Genomic DNA, 6,533 nt, shown 5'->3' with positions numbered 1-6,533 from the left:
CCAAGACCATCGAATAGTGGAGGACCACGTGGCGAGCGTGAACATCCGGCCCCTCGAGGACAAGATCCTCGTTCAGGCCAACGAGGCCGAGACGACCACCGCGTCGGGTCTTGTCATCCCGGACACCGCCAAGGAGAAGCCGCAGGAAGGCACCGTCGTCGCCGTCGGCCCCGGCCGTTGGGACGAGGACGGCGAGAAGCGGATTCCGCTGGACGTCGCCGAGGGCGACACCGTCATCTACAGCAAGTACGGCGGCACCGAGATCAAGTACAACGGCGAGGAGTACCTGATCCTGTCGGCCCGTGACGTGCTGGCGGTCGTCGGCAAGTAGGCATCAAAGTGAGCCGCCCCGGAAACCCGTCGCACGCCGGCGGTTTCCGGGGCGGACCACTTTTCCCGTATCGGTGAGTAGGAACAGGACCACATGAGCAAGCAGATCGAGTTCAACGAAACCGCGCGACGGGCCATGGAGGCCGGTGCCGACAAACTGGCCGACGCCGTGCGTGTCACGCTGGGACCCCGCGGTCGGCACGTGGTGCTGGCCAAGTCCTGGGGCGGCCCGACCGTCACCAACGACGGCGTCACCATCGCCCGCGAGATCGAACTGGAAGACCCGTTCGAGAACCTCGGTGCCCAGCTGGTGAAGTCGGTGGCCACCAAGACCAATGACGTCGCCGGCGACGGCACCACCACCGCCACCGTGCTGGCCCAGGCGATGATCAAGCACGGGCTGCGCAACGTCGCGGCCGGCGCCAACCCCATCGCGCTCGGCTCGGGCATCGGCATGGCCGCCGACGCCGTCTCCCAGGCGCTGCTGGAGGCGGCCACCCCGGTGGCCGGCAAGACCGGCATCGCCCAGATCGCCACCGTGTCATCCCGCGACGAGGAGATCGGCGAGCTGGTCGGCGAGGCGATGACCAAGGTCGGCACCGACGGCGTCGTCAGCGTCGAGGAATCCAAGACCATGGAGACCAGCCTCGAGATCACCGAAGGCGTCGGCTTCGACAAGGGCTTCATCTCGGCGTACTTCATCAACGACTTCGACGCCCAGGAAGCCGTTCTCGAGGACGCGCTGGTGCTGCTGCACCGCGACAAGATCAGCTCGCTTCCGGACCTGCTGCCGCTGCTGGAGAAGGTGGCCCAGGCCGGCAAGCCGCTGCTGATCGTCGCCGAGGACGTCGAGGGCGAACCGTTGTCGACCTTGGTGGTCAACGCGATTCGCAAGACGCTCAAGGCCGTTGCGGTCAAGGCGCCGTTCTTCGGTGACCGCCGCAAGGCTTTCCTGGAGGACCTGGCCGTCGTCACCGGCGGGCAGCTGGTCAACCCCGACGTGGGCCTGCTGCTGCGCGAGGTCGGCCTCGACGTGCTGGGGACCGCCCGGCGGGTCGTGGTCAGCAAGGACCAGACGGTCATCGTCGACGGCGGCGGAACCCACGAGGCCATCGCCAACCGGGTCAACCAACTCAAGGGCGAGATCGAGAACACCGACTCCGACTGGGACCGCGAGAAACTGCAGGAGCGGCTGGCCAAGCTGGCCGGCGGCGTCGCGGTCGTGAAGGTCGGGGCGGCCACCGAGACGGCGTTGCAGGAGCGCAAGCACCGCGTCGATGACGCGGTCGCAGCGGCCAAGGCCGCCGTCGAGGAGGGTATCGTCCCCGGCGGCGGCAGCGCCCTGGTGCAGGCTCGTGCCGCACTGGAACCGTTGCGCGACAAGCTATCCGGCGACGAGGCCCTCGGGCTACAGGTTTTCTCGGACGCATTGTCGGCGCCGCTGTTCTGGATCGCGGCCAACGCCGGACTCGACGGAGCCGTGGTGGTCAACAAGGTGTCCGAACTGCCCGCCGGGCACGGCTTCAACGCCGCGACGCTGAGCTACGGCGATCTGGTTGCCGACGGTGTCATCGACCCGGTGAAGGTCACCCGTTCGGCGGTGCTCAACGCGGCATCGGTGGCCCGGATGGTTCTGACCACCGAGACCGCCATCGTGGACAAGCCGGCCGCCGCCGACGAGCACGCCGGTCACGGGCACCACGGGCACGCCCACTGATCTCCAACGGATAGAGGGAGGGCGCACCATTGCGGTGCGCCCTTCTCTTATCGGCTACTCGCCTGTGCTGTTGGTCCGTCCTTGGCTGGCCATGACCGCCTTAATCCATAGGATGATGTCAGGACACATAGCGTCGGCTGCCGCCTGAAGAATGATCTTTGACTCAGCACTGAGGACCAGCCTCGCTCAGGTGCTTCGATGATGGTGTACACCAATGCCCCGAGCATGACCACCGACAGCACCAGGCCGCCGCGGTCGAGTCGTGAACTCGAGTCAGGGGAGTCGGCGGGGATGACGAGGGGTGCGGCGACGGCGGCGAGCAATGCAATGGGCACCAGGGCCAGGAACAGGCTGCCCCACCAGTAGACCTCCAGCAGTGCCCCGCCGAGGATCGGGCCGATCGCGACGCCGAGGCCGGTGACCGCCCCCCACAGTCCGATGGCCGCGGCGCGCTGTTTGGCGTCGCGGAAGGTATCGGTGATGATCGCCAGAGTGGTCGGATAGATCAGGGCGGCTGCGACGCCCATCACCAGTCGCCACACATGGCGGGTTCCTGATCGGGCCTACGACCTACCCTTGTGCAGTGACACAACTACCCGACTGGGTTCGACGACTCGATCTGGCGCCGCACCCGGAGGGCGGGTGGTTTCGGGAGACCTGGCGCAGTGACCTGACGGTCGGCGAATCGGTTCTGCCCCCCGGCTACACCGGGCCCCGAAGCGCCGGAACGGCAATCCTGTTCGCGCTGATGGGTGATGAGCAATCGGCCTGGCACACCGTTCGCAGCGCCGAACTGTGGATGTATCACCGCGGCAGCCCGTTGCTCCTCGAGTTCGGCCCCGACATCGGCGACGCGACTACCCATCTGCTCGGACCGGATACGAGCGCAGGCGAGTGCCCGCAGTTGGTGGTCCCGCCGGGTTACTGGCAGCGCGCCCGTCCGCGGGATTCCGAACCAACGCTGGTGAGTTGCGTCGTCGTACCGGGATTCGACTTCGCCGATTTCACGATGGCCGTTGACTGATGGATGCAGGAAGCGGTTCCGTCGGCATCCGACGTAGGGCCGCAAATACTCGCAGTCGATAGCTTGCTGGGGGAAGATGCGTGCACAAGCTCATTTTCTTCGCCTAGTCAGGAGTGCTGCCGTGGCTGTCTCGCATCGGACTAGGCGGCCTCCGGAAGCCTTCACACGTCGTGTGGGCAGGGTGGGGGCCCTGGCGTTCGCGCTCTGGGTGGGCTCGGCAGTCATGAATCTGCCCGTTGCCGCGGCAGATTCGGGTGGCTCCGACGGCGCCCCTTCGGATACCGGGCCGTCGGCCTCCTCATCACGAAATTCGTCGGTCGAGTCAACGGCGCGCTCCAGTCGCGGCGATGTCACCCGCCCGCCGGCCGGTTCTGCTGACACCTCCGACCCTCGGGCCCGGTCGTCCGCCGCGGCCGCCCCGACATTGCGTGCCGGATCGCTCCACGCTCTCGACCGCAATCGGTTGGACCGGCTGGGGATCCGCGATCGCGGTGATGCCCCCGTCGCAGCCCCACCGAGTTTGACTGCGCTTGCCGCAACGCGCCGGGAGCTTGGTGGTCCGGCAGCAAAATCAACCACTTCCCGTCCTACCGCAGGCGTCGTCCGGGTCTTCATCGGCAACGGCACCCCGGAGAGTCCGGACGCCGGACTGCTCATCGGTAACGGCTACTCCTGGACCGCCCAGACCTGCCCGACCGGACCCTGCACCGGTGGGCGCGGTGGAGTGATCGGCAGCGGCGGAAGCGGATTCAACGGCGGCGACGGCGGGAACGCGCGTTGGTTCGGTAACGGCGGTGGGGGGGGAGACGGCGCCGATCCGGGTGTCTCGGGCGGAAACGGTGGGCGCGGGGGGAAGATCTTCGGTTCCGGGGGCGTCGGCGGCGCCGGCGCCTCGGGTCCCACCATCGGGGGCGCCGGCGGGAACGGCGGTGACACCGGCCTTTTCGGGCTGTGGCACATCTTCTTCAAGCCCGGATCCGGCGGAAGCGGCGGATCCGGCGGCATCACCGGCGGCGCCGGCGGCGACGGCGGCAACGTCGGCCTGCTCTCGATCTGGGGCACCGGAGCGGCCGGGGGGACCGGCGGGACGGGTGGTACCGGCGGCAATGGTGGTACCGGCGGGCGAGGTGGCCTGCTGGTCGGCAACGGCGGGCCAGGCGGGGCCGGGGGCGACGGCGGACCCGGTATCGACGGCAACGCCTACGGAATTGCAGGCGGTATTGGTGCAAACGGCGGCGACGGCGGCGAGGGCGGAAACGGCAGTCGGATCGCCGGGTTCGGTGGTGTCGGCGGCACCGGCGGCCGCGGCGGAACAGGCGGACAGGGCGGCATCGCCGCCGCCGGGGGCAACGGCGGCGCCGGTGGCCGCGGCGGTGCCGGCGGCAACGGACGACTGCTGCTGCTGTTCGGTAACCAGGCGCCCGGCGGGGACGGCGGCGACGGCGGCACCGGCGGCACCGGCGGCGGCGTCAACCCGGGACCGGGAGGTGCCGGCGATCCCGGCGACACGGGCGCCACCGACGGCGACGGCGGGGCGGGCGGCAGCGGTGGAGTCGGCGGAACCGCCGGTGGCACAGTGGTTTTGACCCCGCTGGCGGAACCGTTGATGCAGTTCGTCAGCGCCAGTCGCACCGACCTGTCCGGCACGGCGGCCAGCCTGCAGACGCCGATCAACTACAACGCCGACATCTTCGCCGAGACGCCGTCGATCATCACCGCCAACTACGGGTTCGACGGCTATATGGGCGTGCCCGGTATGACCGGCACCAGCGAGGCCGACCGGGAGATCGCCGCCTCCTACAACGTCGCCTGGGAGACCGTCGACCCGGCACTCGGCGCAGCCCAAAGGGCCTATACCTCAGGGGTTTCCACCGACAGCATCCAGAGCGTCTACGGCGTCGATCTGCTGCTCGCCGACACCATCCCGGTCGTCTTCAGCCACCCGGTGCTGCCCACCACCCTCAACCCGGCGGACTTCCTGGTCGCGCTCAGTGACGGCACCGAGGTGACGCCGCTGGCGGCCGCGTTCCTGCCCAACCTCGAGTTCAACGAACGCCAGACCATCGTCATCGCCGGATATTGGGGCAACCGGCTACAGCCCGGCGACCCGGGCGCGCTGTACCCGGTGTCGGTGACCATCGTCGAGGACGGCACTCCGCTGCAACTGCTCACCGCGGCGGGGCCGGTCTCCGCCATCGGGCTCAGCGTGGTCAGCGCGAACCCCTATGTCACCGGCAACGGGCCGCGACTGGTGGCGGCCAAGCTCAACTACTTCAGCAACCTCGGCGAGGGCGGGCCGATCGGCGTCAGCCTGGCCTCCCAGAACAACAGCGGCTCTGACCTTTACGGCGGCCAGGCGCAGTACCGGCTACGGCTCTACACCAGCGCCGGATTCTCCCCGGACGGCATCGCCAGCCTGCTGCCCAGCGAGTTCTCCCGCTACTTCATCGTGGAAGCCAGAGCCGACGATGGATCGATCGTCTCGATCACCGAGGCCGGCACACCGGTCAGCATCGGAAGCTTCGGCACGATCACCGTGATCGGACTGGCCGATCTGGCCCAGGCCGGCACCACCGAGAACGCCGCCTATGTCGAGGACCACGACAACTACTACGACGTGATCCTCAGCGGGGACAAGGCGGCCATCGAACGGCTGAGCAGTGTGCGGATGCCGTCCGCCGGTGGCTACTCGCCGGTGTACAACCCCGGCGGCCCGGGCAACGATCCCGACGCGCCCGGTGCCGCGCCCGGTCCGTTCACGGTGCCCAGCACCGACCACGGCATCGCGATCACCAATGACCTGGCCGGCAACCGGGTGCTGACGTTCGTGGAAGTCGACGGGGCGGTGCAGCGCGATCCGGTCACCGGGCAGCCGATCGGCACACTTGTGGGAGTGGCTATCGAAGAAACGCTGACCGGGCAGCGGATCAACGCCTACCGGGATCCGCAGGGTCGGCTGTTCTACGCGAGTTTCACACCCCAATCGCCGTGACCGGGCCGTTGTACCCGCCCGGGACGCCATTCGCCGATGCGGTGGATCGGGTCCGCCGCGGCGAGACGGACGTGGCGGCGCAGGCCACGACCGCCCTCCTGGATATGCTCACCGACGCCGAACTGCTCTGGCTGCTCGACGGCGACAAGACGATCCGGGAGACCTTCCGGCGCATCAGCGTTTCCGTTCGCCGTGCCCGTCGTGACGGCGGGCCGGATCGACCGGGTGGGGATTCCCGGGGTCCGCTTCACCGACGGCCCGCGGGGGGTGACGGTCGGCCAGGCGAGCAGTTTCCCGGTCGCGATCGCCCGCGCCGCGACCTGGGACGTCGACATCGAACGCCGCGTCGCCGCCGCCATCGGCGCCGAGGCCAGCCCCGGCAAAGTTAAGGTGGTCTCCGTGGCGAGGATGTTCGGCGGCAGCGGGGGTCGGTTGCTGGCGGTCGCGGCTTCGGTCGCGGTGGCCGGCGC

At 69.0% G+C, this 6,533-nt stretch carries 6 protein-coding genes; 4 read left to right on the top strand and 2 right to left on the bottom strand.

Features of this window, described 5'->3' with window-relative positions:
• Nucleotides 1-28 precede the first annotated feature (28 nt).
• Both groES and groL read left to right on the top strand, forming a co-directional pair.
• Complete coding sequence (groES, locus tag ADBZ5U_RS13645; RefSeq protein ID WP_526811054.1) at nt 29-331, top strand: co-chaperone GroES; 303 nt, start codon at nt 29-31, stop codon at nt 329-331.
• Between the two features lie 93 nt (nt 332-424).
• Nucleotides 425-2,047, top strand: a complete 1,623-nt coding sequence (gene groL / locus ADBZ5U_RS13640; RefSeq protein ID WP_526811052.1) for a chaperonin GroEL — start codon at nt 425-427, stop codon at nt 2,045-2,047.
• A gap of 47 nt (nt 2,048-2,094) precedes the next feature.
• On the opposite strand, the gene ADBZ5U_RS13635 is transcribed toward groL, so the two are convergent.
• Nucleotides 2,095-2,574 (bottom strand): MFS transporter, encoded by a 480-nt coding sequence (locus ADBZ5U_RS13635; RefSeq protein ID WP_526811050.1) that lies wholly within the window; start codon nt 2,572-2,574, stop codon nt 2,095-2,097.
• A gap of 56 nt (nt 2,575-2,630) precedes the next feature.
• Between ADBZ5U_RS13635 and ADBZ5U_RS13630 the strand changes: the two genes are divergently transcribed.
• Entirely contained in the window at nt 2,631-3,071 is a 441-nt protein-coding gene (locus tag ADBZ5U_RS13630; RefSeq protein ID WP_526811048.1) for a cupin domain-containing protein, read from the top strand.
• Between the two features lie 520 nt (nt 3,072-3,591).
• Entirely contained in the window at nt 3,592-6,063 is a 2,472-nt protein-coding gene (locus tag ADBZ5U_RS13625) for a hypothetical protein (protein ID WP_526811046.1), read from the top strand.
• Here the strand turns inward: ADBZ5U_RS13625 and ADBZ5U_RS13620 are convergent.
• The coding region (locus ADBZ5U_RS13620; protein ID WP_526811044.1) for a hypothetical protein at nt 6,033-6,533 on the bottom strand (501 nt) is incomplete at its 5' end. The two genes, ADBZ5U_RS13625 and ADBZ5U_RS13620, sit on opposite strands and share 31 nt — an antisense overlap.

Source organism: Mycobacterium sp. (genome assembly GCF_040398885.1).
GTDB lineage: Bacteria > Actinomycetota > Actinomycetes > Mycobacteriales > Mycobacteriaceae > Mycobacterium.
Note: the sequence above shows the minus strand (reverse complement) of the source record. Positions and strands in the feature narration are given on the sequence as shown.

Coding starts and splice junctions, on each gene's coding strand:
- groL (WP_526811052.1), top strand. CDS start 425: ATGAGCAAGCAGATCGAGTTCAACGAAACCGCGCGACGGGCCATGGAG.
- ADBZ5U_RS13635 (WP_526811050.1), bottom strand. CDS start 2,574: ATGGGCGTCGCAGCCGCCCTGATCTATCCGACCACTCTGGCGATCATC.